14 protein-coding genes and 1 pseudogene are annotated in these 16,269 nt (G+C 65.3%); 11 read left to right on the top strand and 4 right to left on the bottom strand.

Translation table 11 applies throughout. The features are described 5' to 3' along the window. Positions 1 to 147: 147 nt before the first annotated feature. Positions 148 to 732: a mismatch-specific DNA-glycosylase gene (locus tag ASG92_RS15275; RefSeq protein ID WP_056629914.1), complete on the top strand. Its 585-nt coding sequence runs from the start codon at positions 148 to 150 to the stop codon at positions 730 to 732. A 42-nt stretch (positions 733 to 774) separates the two neighbouring features. On the opposite strand, the gene ASG92_RS15270 is transcribed toward ASG92_RS15275, so the two are convergent. Continuing rightward, positions 775 to 1,332 carry a TetR/AcrR family transcriptional regulator gene (locus ASG92_RS15270; protein WP_200951988.1) on the bottom strand — a complete coding sequence of 186 codons (558 nt, stop codon included), beginning with the start codon at positions 1,330 to 1,332 and terminating at the stop codon, positions 775 to 777. Between the two features lie 30 nt (positions 1,333 to 1,362). On the opposite strand from ASG92_RS15270, the gene ASG92_RS15265 reads away from it, so the two are divergent. The 3 genes from ASG92_RS15265 (at position 1,363) to ASG92_RS15255 (ending at position 4,030) form a co-directional block, all read left to right on the top strand. Next, positions 1,363 to 2,460, top strand: coding sequence for a potassium-tellurite ethidium and proflavin transporter (locus ASG92_RS15265; protein ID WP_082579526.1), 1,098 nt, complete (start codon positions 1,363 to 1,365; stop codon positions 2,458 to 2,460). Between the two features lie 17 nt (positions 2,461 to 2,477). Then, positions 2,478 to 2,777, top strand: coding sequence for a muconolactone Delta-isomerase family protein (locus ASG92_RS15260; protein ID WP_056629889.1), 300 nt, complete (start codon positions 2,478 to 2,480; stop codon positions 2,775 to 2,777). A gap of 80 nt (positions 2,778 to 2,857) precedes the next feature. Further along, the gene (locus ASG92_RS15255; RefSeq protein ID WP_200951987.1) at positions 2,858 to 4,030 is read left to right on the top strand and encodes a YbfB/YjiJ family MFS transporter; all 1,173 of its coding nucleotides are present in this window, start codon (positions 2,858 to 2,860) and stop codon (positions 4,028 to 4,030) included. Between the two features lie 82 nt (positions 4,031 to 4,112). On the opposite strand, the gene ASG92_RS15250 is transcribed toward ASG92_RS15255, so the two are convergent. Continuing rightward, complete coding sequence (locus tag ASG92_RS15250) at positions 4,113 to 5,030, bottom strand: Lrp/AsnC family transcriptional regulator (RefSeq protein WP_056629882.1); 918 nt, start codon at positions 5,028 to 5,030, stop codon at positions 4,113 to 4,115. A 159-nt stretch (positions 5,031 to 5,189) separates the two neighbouring features. Here ASG92_RS15250 and ASG92_RS15245 point away from each other — a divergent pair, with 159 nt between their 5' ends. The 7 genes from ASG92_RS15245 to ASG92_RS15215 all read left to right on the top strand — a co-directional run bounded on the left by ASG92_RS15245 (position 5,190) and on the right by ASG92_RS15215 (position 13,674). Beyond that, a complete protein-coding gene (locus ASG92_RS15245; RefSeq protein ID WP_056629878.1) occupies positions 5,190 to 6,131 on the top strand; it encodes an ABC transporter substrate-binding protein in 942 nt (313 codons plus the stop codon). A 24-nt stretch (positions 6,132 to 6,155) separates the two neighbouring features. After that, the gene (locus tag ASG92_RS15240; RefSeq protein ID WP_056629875.1) at positions 6,156 to 6,884 is read left to right on the top strand and encodes an amino acid ABC transporter permease; all 729 of its coding nucleotides are present in this window, start codon (positions 6,156 to 6,158) and stop codon (positions 6,882 to 6,884) included. After that, entirely contained in the window at positions 6,881 to 7,657 is a 777-nt protein-coding gene (locus ASG92_RS15235; protein WP_056629872.1) for an amino acid ABC transporter ATP-binding protein, read from the top strand. The genes ASG92_RS15240 and ASG92_RS15235 overlap by 4 nt, the downstream gene beginning before the upstream one ends. 121 nt (positions 7,658 to 7,778) lie before the next feature. Continuing rightward, positions 7,779 to 9,377 carry a 5-guanidino-2-oxopentanoate decarboxylase gene (locus ASG92_RS15230; protein ID WP_056629870.1) on the top strand — a complete coding sequence of 533 codons (1,599 nt, stop codon included), beginning with the start codon at positions 7,779 to 7,781 and terminating at the stop codon, positions 9,375 to 9,377. Between the two features lie 33 nt (positions 9,378 to 9,410). Further along, positions 9,411 to 11,081 carry an amidohydrolase gene (locus ASG92_RS15225; RefSeq protein ID WP_056629866.1) on the top strand — a complete coding sequence of 557 codons (1,671 nt, stop codon included), beginning with the start codon at positions 9,411 to 9,413 and terminating at the stop codon, positions 11,079 to 11,081. A 234-nt stretch (positions 11,082 to 11,315) separates the two neighbouring features. Next, positions 11,316 to 11,642 carry a DUF1508 domain-containing protein gene (locus tag ASG92_RS15220; RefSeq protein WP_056629861.1) on the top strand — a complete coding sequence of 109 codons (327 nt, stop codon included), beginning with the start codon at positions 11,316 to 11,318 and terminating at the stop codon, positions 11,640 to 11,642. Between the two features lie 139 nt (positions 11,643 to 11,781). Next, positions 11,782 to 13,674, top strand: a complete 1,893-nt coding sequence (locus ASG92_RS15215; RefSeq protein WP_157372236.1) for a transketolase — start codon at positions 11,782 to 11,784, stop codon at positions 13,672 to 13,674. A gap of 60 nt (positions 13,675 to 13,734) precedes the next feature. Here the strand turns inward: ASG92_RS15215 and ASG92_RS30455 are convergent. Then, a pseudogene (locus ASG92_RS30455) lies at positions 13,735 to 14,680 on the bottom strand (winged helix DNA-binding domain-containing protein). A 515-nt stretch (positions 14,681 to 15,195) separates the two neighbouring features. Beyond that, complete coding sequence (locus tag ASG92_RS15205; protein ID WP_200951985.1) at positions 15,196 to 16,230, bottom strand: NAD(P)-dependent alcohol dehydrogenase; 1,035 nt, start codon at positions 16,228 to 16,230, stop codon at positions 15,196 to 15,198. Between the last annotated feature and the right edge of the window lie 39 nt (positions 16,231 to 16,269).

Here is a 16,269-nt window from a genome sequence, read left to right as displayed (position 1 = left end):
CCATCCCTCATCGTCACCGCCGTGCCCGTAGCGGCCCGTGATTTCGCGAGCGTTTCTCAAATGAGGCATGCACCCCGTTTCGCGAGCACTATTGGTGAGTCTCGTCGGGATCTGGCTCCCGGATGCCCCAGGTCCTAAGGTGGAGTGGTGCGGTTTACTCGGTCTGCGCTTGATTCGTTCCGCGGCGGGAGCTTGCCGGACCTGCTCGGGGACCAGACGCGACTTCTGTTCGTCGGCATTAATCCCGGTCTGCGCGCGGTCGCGGTGCAGGCGCATTTCGGCGGCGGCGGGAGCAACCGCTTTTATCCTGCTCTCTACCGGGCGGGCATCGTCGATCGGCGGATAGATGCGTCCGCGGGCTTCCTTCCCGAAGACCTCACGCATCTGCATGAGCGTGGCCTCGGCATCACCTCTCTCGTTGCGGGAGCGTCGGCGCGCGCGGACGAACTCACCGCAGAGCAACTCACCACTGGAGTCGAAGCGCTGTCCGAGCGCGTCGAACGCATCGCTCCGGCAGTGGTGGCGGTATTGGGAATCACAGCCTACCGGACTGCTTTCGTCCGGCCGCAGGCGAGGGTCGGACGTCAGCCGGATCCTCTCGGCGGCGCCGCCGTCTGGGTGGTCCCGAACCCGAGTGGCTTGAACAAACACGCGAGCCTCGCTGACCTCGCAAACGCCTACGGAGAAGTCGCAATCGCAGCCGGCATCGAACTCTTCACAGCATCAGACTGACCCGCGCGCCTGCTCACGTCTGATCGTTGATTCTTTTCGACGTCACAAGCCGTCAACGATGCCGTCGACGACGGTGCCGAACTTCCCTGACGGTCCACCTGCCTTGACGAGCACGCTAAGCCCGATCACGGAGGCAAGCAGTTGACTGGCGGCAGTGTCGGCAACCCGATCCACGGCGAATTCTCCAGACTCTTGTCCCTGGGCGATTGCTTGCCGAAACACGGCTTCGATCTGTGTGAAGAGGTCGTCCGCGATGCGATTCACGTCGACGTCGGCGGGGCCGAGCTCCGCGGCAGCATTGACCATGACGCACCCCCGCTGGTGCTCGCCTATGCCGGCAAGGACAGTCATCGCCGCTTTGAGGCGGGGCCCGATCGGCCCAGGCGCTGAGAGCAGGTCGGTCAGGTACTCGAGTCGTCGCTCGCTGTAGCGCCGAAGGGCACGCACGAACAGCGCGTGTTTGCTCTCAAACGTGTTGTAGAGACTGCCTTTGCCGATCCCCAGCTCACTGGCTAACTCCTGCGGCGTCGTTCCGGCGTACCCCTGACGCCAGAACAGGTCCATCGCCTTGTCGACGGCCGTCTCCGTCTCAAACTGCATCGGTCTACCCATGGGAACAGAGTAGCTTGCATGGTATTGTACTTCAAGGTCAATAACCGCTTATGGGGCCACATCGGGTTCCGCTACCTCCTTCAGGAAGGCATTCCTTTGTCCGCTCAACTGCCTTTGGCACACGCCGCCCCTGCGACACGCGCCCGAACGCGTGTCCCCTTGAACACCCTCGCCATCCCACTGGGCCTGGCAGGCCTCGCCCAAGTCTGGACCGTGGCGGCTTCCGCGCTCGGGCTCCCGTTCGAACTCGGACAAGCGTTCTGGCTGATCGCTGCGATCGCCTGGATCTGGACCCTCGCGGTGCACGTGCATCGCGGCACGCGCACCGATCATTCTCTCTCTCATCAGCTCACGCACTTCGCTCAGGGCCCGCTTGCGGCAGTGCTTCCCATCGCCGCGATGCTGCTCGGAGGGGGACTTCACCGCACGTTCCCGCTTGCCGGAACCGTGCTGACATTGATCTCCATTGCCGCCGCTGCCGCGTTCGCCGCATGGATTCTCAGCTTCTGGATGCGCGGGGAGATGCCACTCGAATCCGTTCACGGTGGCTACTTCCTGCCCATCAGTGCAGCCGGTTTAGTCGGTGCACTCACCGCCGCAGAGACGGGCCTTGACTGGCTCGCCGTCGGAAGCTTCGCCGTCGGCATCTTCTTCTGGCTGGTGATCTCCGTGTTCTTCTTTCTCCGGCTCGCGCTCCGTCCAACCCTGCCTGCCCCACTCGTCCCGACTCTCGCGATCATGATCGCTCCCCCGGCCGTCGCGTCAGCAGCGTGGCTTACGATCTCTGGCGGTCGACCCGATCATCTGTTCGAGGGGCTGACGGCGATGACGGCGTTCATGGTGTTGATCCAGGTGATGCTGTTGCCGCGCTACCGCACACTGCCGTTCTCGCTCGGCTTCTGGTCATTCACCTTCCCCGTGGCGAGTGTCGCTGCGCTGGCAATTACCTGGTTGCACCTACTCCAACCGTTTGCCTGGCAAGCCATCACAATTGGAGTGCTCGCCGCCGTTACGATCCTCGTCGTGTTGATCGCGGCGAAATCCATCCTCCTGCACATCGCCACGACCCGCGCGGAACGGCGGCAGCGGTCCGACACCCCTCACCAATCCGTTTAACAAGAAAGAAGAAGGAAATGGAATTCCTGACCACCCTCATTACAAACGTTCCCGACGGAACAGCAGACGCGACCGTAAACGACACCAGATCACGGGAGGCGCTCAGGGCCGCAGAACTGGCCGAGCAAGGCCACCTTCTCCGGCTGTGGAGGCCTCCTGTCGAGCCGGGTGAGTGGCGAACGCTTGGCCTCTGGAGAGCGGACACTGAGACAGAATTGAGGGGCATTCTCGCCACCCTCCCCCTGCACAAATGGATGACGGTGGAAATCACTCCCCTCAATCCCCACCCCAACGACCCGGCAAACAAGAAGTCCTGACAGCCACAAGCCATCCAAAGACCAAGGAACGAACGTAGCGGAAAGCCATGGCCGCACTAACAACAGGTTCAACAGGATCCTTGAAATCCGATTCTTCACCGTGGATCATCGTGGGCCAAGTGGCTGCGGCTCTTGCAGTCGGAATGGGTATCGGTCGGTTCGTCTACACGCCGATTCTCCCCCTGATGGTTGCCCAGGCACACATGACCTCCCAGCTCGGGGGCCTCGTGGCAACTGGCAACTACGTCGGCTACCTTGCCGGCGCAATGGCCGGCATCTTCGTTCCGCGGCTCCTCCATTCAAAGGTCACGCTGCGAATATCACTCGTCGTCGTTGTCTTGACCCTCGCGGGCATGCCGGTCACCGAGCACGGCGCCGTATGGTTTGTGTTGCGACTCATCGCAGGAATCGCCAGCGCGCTGGTGTTCATGGTCGCGGTAAGTTCAATGCTCACGCACCTACGAGCGCATGGTTACCACCTCGCCGGTTGGGCCTTTGGTGGTGTGGGGGCTGGAATTGCCCTCTCCGGAATTCTCGTGCTGGTCCTGCGTGCCGTTTCTAACTGGACTGCTGCCTGGATAGCCTCAGCCATCCTTGCAGCCATCCTTTCGGCCCTGGCCTGGCCGATGAAAACCCAACCGCCTACCGCCCAACCGGACGGCGCCGCGAAACTGACCTACCCACGCAGCCATCGCTGGTTCTCCGCCTTAATGGTGAGCTACTCGCTGGAAGGAATCGGCTACATCATCGCCGGCACCTTCCTCGTCGCAGCGATCGACCAATCCATCCCCGGCTGGATCGGCAGCGGAGCCTGGGTGCTCGTCGGCCTCGCGGCCCTGCCATCCTCCGCGCTATGGGCCTGGCTGGCCCACCGGTTCGCCCGGCCGGTGCTCCTGCTCGCCGCACTCATCATCCAAGCAATCGGTATCGCTCTCCCAGCACTGTTCGGCGGAGTGGTGCCAGCGATCATCTCAGCCATCCTGTTCGGAGCAACGTTCCTTGGCATCGGAACAATCGCCCTCGCTATCGGAGCGCACCTGCGATTCCCGCGCTCAGTTGCCCTGCTCACCACTGGCTACAGCGTAGGCCAAATACTCGGCCCGCTGCTCGTCACTCCAGTCCTGAACCACGGCTACCACGATGCCCTTCTCATCGGCGCGGCCACCGTCAGTATCGCCGCCCTCGCGGCAATCCTTCTCGGGCTCCGTTTCCCACACAAGGTTGAGCCACTTGATGCAGTTGACGAAGACTGAACTTCATTCAAACCCCGGACCCATGCGAAGTTTGGTGACCGACCGGTTCCCAAAGTTGCACTCTGGACCGGTCTGCGCCGGTTTACGGAGAGGGGATGGTCCGGGCTGCTGCCGGGACGGGCCATTCGTATTTCTCCTTGAAGACCTCAAGGTGCATCCAGGACTCGATCTTGACCACATCGTCATCCTGCCTGAGCTGGTCGATTAGATGGCGGAGCGTCGCCGCGGAGTCAGCGGCCAGCGTGGCGACTAGATCGAACCGACCTATGGTCCGGGCGAGGAACTCGATGCCCGGCAGGCTGGCCATGACATCAAGGACGGAGGCCGTGTCCCCCCGCAGGTTCACGCCAAGCCCCGTCGCGACGTTGCGGGTTCTGCCCCGCCGGTTGTGGGCGGCTCCAATGCGGATCACGTGGTTGTCCAGCAGATAGTTGACGCGGTTCCGCACTGCGCTGGGAGAAAGCCCCAGGAGCGGAGCCAGATCCTTGTAGCTCATACGGCCGTCCTGCTCGAGCTGGCGCATCAGCCGTAGATCGACATCGTCGACCTTGACGTTCTCCGGCAGCGCATGCCTCGGCATGAAGATGCCCTTGACCACGTCAACATAGACCAGGGTGTTCACCGTCAAGACCCCCGGCAGGGAGCGGATCCGCCCAATCGTGGCATAAAGGTCCACCTGGTTCGGGAGCCGGATTTCGACCACAAGGTTGTGGATGCCGCCCACTCCCAGCACCAGCACGACCTCCGGCCAGGAAGAAAGCGCCTCAACGACGGGGTCCGACGGTCCGTCTGTCTGGATCGACACGTGCGAGATCGAGTGAAGGCCCAGGAAGTCCGGGTGCGTTGCGGAGACGACGCGAAGTGATCCATCCCCCATGAGCGCATCGACCCGGGCCGTGATCGCGGCCCGCGATACCCCGATCTTGTGCGCCATGGCGGAGTAACTGGCGCGCCCGTCGTCCTGCAACAGGGAGAAGATCTGTTCGTCGATGTCGACCATGGCGCACCCTCCGGAACCGCGAGCGGAATATCTTGAAGAATCTTATCTCAGTCGAGGTGACGAAAAACGAGCAACTATCTGTATATTCAGGCTCAACAGTCACAGTTCTGTCGCATCGCCCAACAAAAGAATCACCAGGTCTCTGAAGTAACAATTCGATTGCTTGCCACGGACTCAACATGGGGCTACCGTCATCTCATCCGCATCTGGTGTGATCTGCACCACGAACTCGAAAGCGAGATGGCCTTGAAGAAAACTGCCAGCCTCCTGGGCACAGCAATCCTCGCACTGTCACTCTCCGCCTGCGGAGGAGGATCCGGTCCCGCAGGCACCACCTCCACGGCCGCAGCGGTAGAGGCCGCACCGAGCGGGCTCATCAACGCCGGCCAGCTGAAGGTCTGCATTGACCCCGAGTACGCCCCGCTGGAGTACTTCAGCAACGGATCCAGCGGAGAAATCATCGGCTTCGACGCCGACGGCGCCCGCGCCCTCGCATCCTACTGGGGCCTCAGCCCGACCTTCCAGCAGACAGCCTTCGACGGTCTTATGCCTGCCCTGCAGGCAAAGCGCTGCGACATCTTATGGTCCGGCCTCTACACGAGCGAGGCCCGCCTTCAGGTTGCGGACGGCGCCAAGTACCTGAACACGGGGCCCGGCCTCATCGTCAGTGCCAAGAACAAGGACAGCATCAAGGTTGCAGACGATCTGTGCGGCAAAACCGTGGCGGCTCAGAACGGCAGCGCCAACGCAGCCACCGTCCGGGCGCTGGGCGAGAAGTGCGTGCAGGGCGGCAAGGACAACATCAACGTCACCGAATACCCCAAGGTTGCCGAGACAGTCCTAGCCGTAACCAACGGCAAGTCCGACGCCCTGGTGGAAACCGACGTCGCGATCGCGGACATCGTGTCCAAGAGCAACTCTGCATTGGTCCCCGTCGAGGGGATCTTCCCCACCGACACCACGTTCGGTGTGTTCACCCTCAAGGGCGGCCCGCTCAGCGAGCCGGTAGCCAAGGCCGTCAAGGCGCTCATCAGTAACGGCACGCTAACCGATCTCGCTAAGAAGTACGGCCTCAACCCCGACAAACTGGTCAAGGGCTAGCCCAGACGTTGAAGGTGAGGCGCCATGCAGTTTGATCCAGCCATATTCTGGCAGCAACTCTTTTCCCTGGAGTACGTGCAGGGCGCAGGCATCGCCCTGGGGCTGGCTGCGCTCTCCCAGGTCCTTGCCATCCTGATCGGCTTCGCCGTCGCTGTCGGCCGCATCAGCAGGAAGAAGACGGCACGGGCCGTCTCCGGCTCCTACGTCTGGTTCTTCCGGGCAATTCCCACCCTGCTGGTGCTGCTGATCGTCTGGAATGCGGGCCCGCAGCTGATTCCGGCTCTGACAGAAAGCTGGTACACACCGTTCCTGGCGGCACTCATCGCGCTGTCCGTCGTCGAGGGCGCGTACATGGCGGAGATTCTGCGCTCGGCACTGCTGAGCGTGGATGAGGGGCAGCCCCTCGCCGCCCGGGCCCTGGGTATGACGCCGAGCCAGGTCATGGTCAAAGTCATCATTCCCCAGGCCACCCGCATCGCGATCCCGCCCACGGGCAACGAGTTCATCGGCCTGGTCAAGTACACCTCCCTGGCCAGTGTCATCTCGCTGCGAGAGCTGCTCACCACGGCGCAGGTGGGCGTCTCGGTGACGTTCCGCTACGCCGAATACTACGCGGCCGCCATCATCTACTATCTCGTCATCGTCTCCGTCCTGATGGTCCTGCAGAGCTACTTCGAGCGGAAATTCCGCTGGACCACCAAGGCGGCCAAAGTAGTCCGGACGCGCCCGGGGAAGGAAGAGGTCATATTGTGAGTGACTCGACTGAGCAGCCAATCCTGCGGGTCAAGAACCTGCAGAAAAGCTACGGCCACAACCCCGTCCTCAAGGGCGTCGATTTCGAGATCCAGCGCGGCCAGGTCAAGGCCGTCCTGGGCCCCTCCGGCTCCGGCAAGTCCACCATGCTCCGCCTGATGGCGCTGCTCGAGACCGCCGATGATGGCGAGATCTATCTGGAGTCCAAGCGCATCGGAGTGGCGGAACGCAAGGGTCATTTTGTGCCGCTCTCCGAACGCGCCATGGCGCACCAACGCGCCGACATCGGCATGGTGTTCCAGAAGTTCAACCTGTTCCCGCATCTGAACGCGCTGCACAACGTGATGGTCGGCATGACCACCGTCCGCAAGACGCACAAAAAGGAAGCCGAAAAGACCGCGCACGAAATGCTGGCCCGCGTGGGCCTGGCCAACCGGGCGCACGCCTTTCCCTCCGAACTCTCCGGCGGACAGCAGCAGCGCGTTGCGATTGCCCGGGCCTTGGTCATGAACCCGAAGGTCCTGCTCTTCGATGAGCCGACGTCGGCCCTGGACCCCGAGCTGGTAGGCGAGGTCCTGGAGGTAATGGAGAGCCTGGCCCGCGAGGGCATGACGATGGTCGTGGTGACGCACGAGGTCAAGTTCGCCCAGCGCGTCGCTTCCGAGGTGCTCATGTTCGACGGCGGCTACATCATCGAGCAGTCGGCTCCGGAACAGTTCTTCGGCAACCCGCAACACGAGCGGACCAGGAAGTTCCTCAGCCACGTCCACTAGCCATCCCGGACGGGCGCGGGGGGTCGAACCCTTCCCCGTCGCTGGCCGCAAGGCCGCGAGGCAGCTTCTGCGCGCCCAAACACGCCCCCTGAACCACCACTCTGACCCCGGAGAAAGCGACATGAAATTCGGACAGGCAGCAGTCAAACTCCTTGAGCACTACGGCGTCGACACGGTCTTCGGGATCCCCGGGGTCCATACGATCGAGCTGTACCGCGGGCTCGACGAGACCGGAATCAGCTCCATCCCGGCCAGGCACGAGCAGGGATCCGGTTTCATGGCGGACGGCTACGCCCGCGTCAGCGGCAAGCCCGGTGTCTGCCTCCTCATCTCCGGCCCCGGGGTGCTTAACGCCCTGACCCCGATGGCTCAGGCCTGGCACGATTCCGTGCCGATGCTGGTGCTCGCCTCCACGACCGAGACGGCGCTGCTGGGCCGGAATCGGGGCCCCCTGCATGACATCCCGGACCAGGCCGGGCTCGTGGGCAAGCTGACATCGCCCTCCGTGACAGTGACGGATCCTGAGCAATACGCCCAGGTGCTGGCCGAAATCTGGCAGGGCTTCCGGACCGGACGGCCGCGGCCGGCGCACATCGCGATCCCCATCGACATCCTGGCCAAGGAGGTCGGGACGATCGCGCCCGTGCTCCTGCCCGCTCCGGCGCCGGGCTGGACTCCGGCCCAAATCCGCGAGGCGGCCGGGCTGCTGCGCACCGCCTCGCGCCCGGTCATCCTCGCCGGCGGCGGCGCCCTGCTGGCCGCGGACCAACTGATCCGTCTGGCCGAACGATTCGACGCCCCGGTCGTCGCCACGACCAACGCCAAGGGCATCATCCCCGAAGGGCACCCACTATCCGCCTCCAACACGCTGCCCTTCACCGGAACGCAGGCTGAACTGCGCGAAGCCGACGTCGTCGTGGCCATCGGCACCGAATTCTCCGAGACCGAGACCATCTACACCGGCAGCCCCGTCCGAATCGGGGGCCGCATCATCCGCATCGACGTGGACCCCGCCCAGCTCGACGCCCCCTTCACCGCCACCGTGGGCCTGGTCGGGCGCGCCGAGACCGTAGTGGCCGCGCTGCTCGACGCGACGGCGGATCTGCCGCCCGCCGCCCACGACGGCGCCGCGAGGGCCGCCGCCATGCGCTCGGCGATCCAATGGACTGAGGCCTCCCGGGCGCACATGCCCTGGCTGGACGCCTTGGCCGCGGCAACACCGCAGGACACCATCACCGTGCTGGACTCCACCCAGCTGGCCTACACGGCGCAACAGTACGTTCCGCATTCCACCCCCGGCACCTGGATCGCCAGCTACGGCCTGGGCACCTTGGGCGCGGCCATCCCGATGGCCGTCGGTGCCCGGATCGCGGCGCCCGACAAGCACGTCCTCGCCATAGCCGGCGACGGCGGCTCCCTCTTCACACTGACTGAACTGGCCAGCGCCGTGGACCGCAGATCCCAGCTGACCGTGGTCCTGTGGGACAACGCCGGCTACGGCGAAATCCGGGACTCCTTCGACCGAGCCCACGCGACCCGGGTCGATACGGAGGTCACCGCCGTCGACCACGTCAGGATCGCCGAGGGCTTCGGCGCCCGCTCCTCGCGGGTCGAGGACCCCGAGGCCTTCGGCCGGGCCCTGAAGGAAAGTTACGAGCACGACGGCGTCAGCGTCATCGTCGCTACCGCCCCTGACATGCCAGCCGGCGTCCGCCGCTAGCCTCAGCCACCCCTACAAAGCGAGGTCTACGACATGCGAAAGCTTCACCATCTGGAAGCATCCCCGCTGGATGCCGTCAGCACCATTTTCACGGGCGCCACGGTCCGCACGATGGATCCGAAGCTGGGCAGCGCCGAGGCGTTCCTGGTCCGCGGCTCGCATGTGGCCGCGGTCGGCACCGAGGCGGAGTGTCGTGCAGAGGCCCGCCGGCTGTGCCCGGCCGAACCCGCAGTAGTGAGCCTGTCGGGGAAGGTGGTGGTTCCGGGCTTCATCGACCCGCACGCCCACCCGCTCATGTACGGGCAAATGATGAGCTGGGTGGACTGCGGCCCCGCGAAGGCCGCGAACATCCCCGAGATCGTGGCTTTGCTGAGCGAGGCCGCTCAGCGTCTGCCCGGCACTGCCCCCGTGCGCGGCTACGGCTACGAGCACAGAAATCTGGCGGAGGGCCGGCACCCGCGCAAGGAGGAACTGGATCAGGTCGCCACGGACCGCGAGGTCTATCTCATGAACGCCAGTGGGCACGGCGGCGTCGTGAATAGCTACACGCTCGCCCTGCATGGCGTGGACCGGGACACCCCCAACCCTGCGGGCGGCGAGTTCTTCCGGGACGCCGACGGCGAACTCACGGGTGAGCTCTCGGATGCTGCCTGCAACATTTTGACGGGCGTCGACGGCGTCAAGGTGGGCCACCACGGCCCGAACTTCCACCTCGAGGATGAGCCTGAGGAGCACCTGCGCCAGCTGCGCGCCGCCCAGGAGAAGTTCCTGCAGGGCGGAGTCACGAGCATCGGCGACTGCCAGGTGACCCGGCGCGAGCTGGACATGTACCTGCGCCTGTCCGCCCGGAACGAGCTCAAGACCCGGGTCAGCATGTACCTGCTGTCCAACCTGCTCGAACAGACCATCGAGATCGGCATCCATGGTGCCTTCGGCAACTCCCACCTGGCCGTGGGCGGCATCAAATTCTACGCCGACGGAACGCTTGGCGGCTGGACGGCGTATTTCCCCGACGGGTATGTGGGCGACCCGTGCCGCACCGGGCAGCTCTACCATGAGCCGGGCGAGTACACCGAACTGATCACCCGGGCGCATTCCGTGGGCCTCCAGACCGCGACGCACGCGCAATCCCCCACCGCAATCGGCATGGTTCTCGATGCGATCGAAGCCGCGCAGGCGGCCTTCCCCACGGAAGCCCGGCACCGGATCGAGCACTGCGGCCTGCCCAGCCCGGAGCAGATTGTGCGGATGAAGCAGCTGGGCGTCTACCCCGTCAACCAGCCGCAGCACTACTTCAACTGGGGCGAAGGCGTGACCGAGGCGATCGGCACCCCCGGGGAACGCTTCAACCCGCTGGGCGAGTTCGTGGCTGCCGGCGTGCCGGTCACGCTCAGCTCCGACGCGCCCGTGGCCGAGCCCAAGCCACTCGAGGCCATCCAGGCGGCGGTGACCCGGGTGACCCGGCAGGGCCACCGGCTCGGGGCGGATAATCTGCGGATCACGCCGGAACAGGCCTTAGCCGCCCACACGATCAACGGAGCCCGGGCCCTGGGCCGCGAGGACGAGCTTGGCAGCATCACCCCCGGCAAGCGCGCGGACTTTGTGGTCCTCAGCGCCGATCCACTGGCCGTGGCGGCAGGGGACATCTCCAGGATCGCCGTCCTGGAGACCTGGGTCGACGGCGCCCGAGCCTACGCCATGTAATTCCCGTCAAACGCGGGCGGCGCGGATCTGACGAGCGCGGGCAAAGCCGCGCCATCGCTGTGAACTTCCATGGATTTGCCTGTGAAGTGTCCGCCCACCCTTGCGCGAGACTGGTTGCCTGCGGCAAGCTGTTGAGCACTTGATGAATCGATCTACTGGGGGTTTATCGGCTTAACCAGGGGTCCGGCGGCGACGTCGCCGCCTGGGCAGGAGCCGCAGAACGGGAGGACACGTATGGCAGGCTTGTTTGAACTGTTCGTTGACGCGCAGTCGTATGTCAGATTCCGGCTCACAGCACCCGACGGAACGGTGATGGCCGTTTCCAGGGCTTTTGACGACAAGTCCGCAGCTGTGGCGGGCATTGCCGCGGTGCGTGAGTACGCCGGCATGGGACACATAGCCGACCTTTGCCCGGCCGACCGATCGAACCCTGCACCGCCGCATTCCGAGTCCGGGCAGCCTGCCCAGGCATACAGGTCAGTGCCGGCAGGTGAAACTGCCACCCGGAACAGGGCACTCCGCGGGGACGCAACCAGACTCCCCTGGTCCGGCGCCGCCTGACCGGGGGCACAGACACCGCCGCCTGCCCGCCGGTGCTTGGGGCACCGCTCGCGTCTTCCGCAGGAACCGGCTTCCGGGTAAGACAGGTATCAGGCGTCCCCGAGACGGGGACCATTTGAACGGGCGAAAGGTGATTGCGATGACCGAACATCAGGAACTGGCCGCGGCACCCATGACGGCCGCACAGGCCGGGCTCATCGTACGCCTGGCGGCGCAACTGCGGGTGGACTCCATCCGGTGCAGCACACAGGCCGGTTCCGGCCATCCCACCTCATCATTGTCGGCAGCAGACCTCATGGCGGTCCTGCTCGAACGGCACCTCCGCTACGACTGGGACGAGCCGTCGCTGACGACCAACGACCACCTCATTTTTTCCAAGGGCCATGCCTCCCCGCTGCTGTACTCCATGTACCGGGCGGTCGGCGTAGTCGAGGAGGACGAACTGATCCATACCTACCGGCAGTTCGGCGGCCGGCTGCAAGGCCACCCCACACCGGTCCTGCCCTGGGTCAATGTGGCGACAGGCTCATTGGGCCAAGGCCTGCCGGACGCGGTCGGGGTGGCACTGGCCGGCCGGTATCTGGACCGGCTGCCCTACCGGACCTGGGTCCTGTGCGGGGACAGCGAACTGGCCGAAGGATCCATGTGGGAAGCCCTGGACAAGGCCGCGTACTACAAGCTGGGCAACCTCACCGCCATCGTGGACGTCAACCGCCTGGGCCAGGACGGCCCCACCGAACTCCAATGGGACATGGACCGCTACGCCCGGCGGGTAGAGGCTTTCGGCGCCCATCCCCTCGTCATCGACGGCCATGACCTTACCGCCATCGACGACGCGCTCACCCGCGCATGCTCCCACGCCGAACAGCCAACGGTCATTCTCGCCAAAACCATCAAAGGCAAAGGCGTTCCCGAGATCGAAGACCAGAACGGCTGGCACGGCAAAGCGCTCCCGAAGGACATGGCCGAACGCGCCGTGGCAGCCCTCGGCGGCCCCGGTAACCTGCGGATCACCACGGCCCGCCCCGAACCGGGCACGCCTGCGGTCACTCCCAATCCGCGGGCTGCCGTCAGCCTGCCCCGATGGGAGGTGGGTGAGGAGGTGGCGACCCGGGCCGCCTTCGGCGCCGCCGTGTCCGCGCTGGCCGCCCGCCCCGAAATCGTTGTTCTGGACGGCGAAGTCGGAAACTCGACCCACGCCGGCGAATTCCAAGACGCGGCCCCGGAACGATACTTCGAAATGTTCATCGCTGAACAGCAACTCATCGCCTCCGCGATCGGGCTCTCGGTCCGCGGCTACATCGCGTTCGCCGCGAGTTTCGCGGCTTTCCTGATCTCCCGGCCCCTCGACTTCATCCGGATGGCAGGAGTCTCCCAGGTCAGCATCCGGCTCGTCGGCACACATGCCGGTGTCGAAATCGGCCAGGACGGCCCCTCGCAAATGGCGCTGGAGGACATCGCCGCCATGCGGGCCGTGCACACCTCCAGAGTGCTCTACCCGGCCGATGCCCCCTCCACCGCCCAACTCGTGAAGACCATGGCCGACACCCCGGGAATCTCCTACCTTCGCGCCACCCGCGGCGCCTACCCGGTCATCTACGGGCCCGACGAAAAATTCCCGCTCGGCGGCTGCAAAGTCCACCACGCCGGACCCAACGACGCCGTGACACTTATCGGCGCCGGGGTGACCCTGCACGAATGCCTCACCGCCGCGGATCAACTCGCCGAAGACGGGATCAACGCCCGCGTCATCGACCTCTACTCCATCAAACCTATTGACGCGGACACCCTGCGCCGGACCTGCCAGGCGACCGGGGGCAGGATCGTCGTCGCCGAGGACCACTACCCCGAAGGCGGCATCGGCTCCGCCGTCCTCGAAGCCCTCGCGGGCACGGACACCCCCGAACTCCACGCCGTCTTGCTAGCCGTCAAAGCACTCCCCACCTCCGGCAAACCCCAGGAACTGCTCGACGCCGCCGGCATCTCCGCCCGCCACATCACCGAAGCCGCCCGCAGCCTCCTACGACCCTGAACCTGCTAACTCCCACTCCGATCATCAAGATTGCACTGCTCCGCGGCCCCGGCCTGCGTCTCAGGCGTGGGCGCGTGCTCGAACCGGTCCGATGACCAGGCTCGGTTCGGCTCGGAGGAAGTCTCCGATGCGTTCGGCCTGGGCCCTCAGTTCGTCCTGCTGTGGCGTTGTCAGGGGCCGGAATAGTTCTGCCGTGATTTCGACTCTGCGCCCGGACCGAACTTGGTGCCACAGCCCGCCGACCACGCCGTCAATCAGCACGACCGGAAAATTTCCGGCCTGTCCCCTGGACAGCCCCCGGCGGGTGGCCTCCCCGGCGAAGAGCCGATCGCGGGGTTGGGAGCCCACGATGAAGGCGTCGAAGTACGGAAGCAGCCGGACGCAGGACGGGTCCCTCGAAGCCTTCCGGACATCCCCTGCGACTATCCAGGCCGGGCCTCCGTCGATCGTTGCCGGCCCCAGCTCGCCGGACAGGGAGTCGAACAGCTCTGTGGCCCAGTGCCGGTCCGCGGAGAGCCACCGCGCGAAGTGCGCCGGAGTCCCGGGTCCGTATGAGAAGAGGTAGGCGCGCACCAACCATGCGAGGGCCGAATGCTGCCTGCGCCAGCGCTGCGCGCCAACGCGGCCACATCCCGTTGAACGCGGGCATGACCGGCTCACTCGCCCACGCCCCCGTTCGTGCGACGATGGCGTCGCCGAGTTCTGCCGCGGTCAGCTCAGCCGCCCGGAGCGCATCGGCTATCGCTAAAATGACGTCGTCCGTCTGCTCGGGAGTCAGAAATCGATGCCGGATCGCTGCAGGGGCAGGAATTGCGCCCAGAGCCGCTGTCCAGAGGGGTAGGTCTTCGGCCGGTAGCAGGTGCACGGTGCCGCGGGGCCCGTAAGTCTTAACCAGGCTTCGCTCTTCCCACACGGCGCGTCGGACCTCCTCCTGCGACAGGCTCAGCGAACGTATCCCGACGGACAGCTCCGCGGCGGAGAAGACCTGGGCGTGCGCCCCGCACATGGCCATGACGATTTCCGCCGGGCGGCCGTGCCCGGCGGGCGGGACAAGCCCGTTCCGCTCCAAGCGCCGGGCGCAAACCTGGGCCCACGAAAAGGCCTCTGGCTGCCGGATGCTCATCCCCGCAGTGTCCCTTCTACTCGTATCCGACACAATGGATGATGCCACCTAGACACCCGTGCCCGTGGACCGGCAGCCGGACGAAGTTTGCCGCCCTCCCGCAGGCCCTCACCGCCGGGCATCAAGTCGTGAATGCGCCGCGACAGCGTGGCCCCGTCCGGCAGGGAACCATTGCCTGGCCAGATGATGATTACTGTTTCAGTTGGCAGGGGCCACGCCGATGCCTTAGTGGCGTGTCCGGACAAGGTTGTTCAGCGAATGTGGGCGCGGGCGCCGGAATAGGAGCGTTCGCCTTGTAGGTCATCGAAGTCGATCCGGCCCAGGGCATGGGCGTTGGAGGAGACTGTGACCACCCGGGCAGGAGCGCTCTGCTGCAACCGGGCGTTGGGCGCGCGTGCTCAGATGGTGATCGCGATTTTCCCGCGGGCCTTGCCGGCGTCGAAGTAGCGCATTGCGTCGGGAACCCGTTCCAGCGGATAGATACGGTCGATGGCAGGGACAAGGGTTCCCTTTTCCAGGAGTCCGGCGAGGTGTTCGAGGTCCGCTGAGCCCTCCGCTCCAATGACCATGGTCAGCCTCTGACGGATGAACGGGGACAGTGCCAGGGCCCGGAATTGCCTGTCCATACTGCCCGTCCAGGACCCACCTTCCTCGCCGCCGGTTATGACGGCCGTGCCGGTAGGGGTGAGCGCCCGGCGGAGGCGCGACAGGGTGGGGTTCCCTGCGATATCCACGATCAGGTCGTAGTGCTCAGTGCCGTCGGCGAAGTCCTGCTTGGAGTAGTCGATGACCTGATCGGCGCCAAGGGAGCGCACCAGGTCAACCTTGGCTGCACTGCAGACGCCGGTGACCACGGCCCCTGCGGCCTTGGCGAGCTGCACGGCGTAGCTGCCGACTCCACCCGAGGCCCCAAGGATCAGCACCTTCTGCCCCGGTGTTACTCGGCCGGCAGCGCGGAGCGCTTGCAGGGCAGTGCAGCCGGAAACCGGAACTACCGAGGCCTGTTCGAAACTGATGTTCGCCGGTTTGCGGGCGAGCTGGCTTTCGCGGGCCGTGGCGTACTCAGCGAAGGAGCCCTTCCCGACGCCGAAGACTTGGTCCCCGGCTGTGAACCGGGTGACTGCCGCTCCGACAGCCGTGACGGTGCCGGCCAAGTCCAGCCCCGGCACAGGGTTTTTGGGGACGCGGATGCCGTAGGCCAGACGTAGCGCGTAGGGCAAGCCCGTGGTCACATGCCAGGTCCCCCGGTCCAGCCCTGCTGCGTGGACCCGAACGAGCACTTCGTCCTCTGCAATCTTCGGCTTGGGAATCTGCGCCATGCGCAGGACATCGGCGGAGCCGTAGGCCTCCTGCACGATGGCCCGCATCGTGACCTCCGCCGCGGGCGAGCCGCCCGGACGAGGAGTCTCCTTAGCTTGCTGACCAGAGGTCATGGCCGTTCCTTTCAAACATTTGGAGTATGCAGCCCACTC

It is taken from the genome of Arthrobacter sp. Soil736 (assembly GCF_001428005.1).
Classification (GTDB): domain Bacteria; phylum Actinomycetota; class Actinomycetes; order Actinomycetales; family Micrococcaceae; genus Arthrobacter.
Note: the sequence above shows the minus strand (reverse complement) of the source record. Positions and strands in the feature narration are given on the sequence as shown.